General features: G+C 61.7%; 1 protein-coding gene. It reads left to right on the forward strand.

Features of this window, described 5'->3' with window-relative positions:
- Positions 1-114 precede the first annotated feature (114 nt).
- A partial coding sequence (locus ACM9LZ_RS26005; protein WP_416622397.1) for a transposase occupies positions 115-480 on the forward strand: 366 nt, incomplete at its 3' end.

A 480-nucleotide genomic window follows, 5' to 3' on the forward strand; every position in this document is an offset into this window, starting at 1 on the left:
TCAGGCATAAGCACATGCTCAGGGATATCCCCAGGCCTCCCAGGCTAGGCCTGACTGTCCGGCCAAACGGGGGCCAGTTCAGGTGGGCCATAGTGATGCGAAAGGAGCTTCACGATGGCACGACGCAAGGACCCGATTATCCCCGATACTCTTCTGGACCAGTTGCTGGCCAGCGGCGATGCGAAAGCGGCGTTTGACCAGAACGGCCTGCTTGACCAGCTAAAGAAGGCGCTGGCGGAACGTGTATTGAAGGCGGAGATGGAGCACCATCTGGCCGGGGACGAGAGCGGCAACCGCCGCAACGGCTACGGCCGCAAGACGGTGCTGACGGATACGGGGTCGGTGGACCTGTCGGTCCCGCGCGATCGGGCCTCGACCTTCGATCCGCAGCTGATCGGCAAGTACCAGCGCCGGTTTCCCGGGTTCGACGAGAGCGAAGAGTATCAGAAAACGATCCAGTGGATCGTTTTCCCGATGAGC

Source organism: Niveispirillum fermenti (assembly GCF_048066175.1).
GTDB classification, from domain to species: Bacteria; Pseudomonadota; Alphaproteobacteria; order Azospirillales; family Azospirillaceae; genus Niveispirillum; species Niveispirillum fermenti.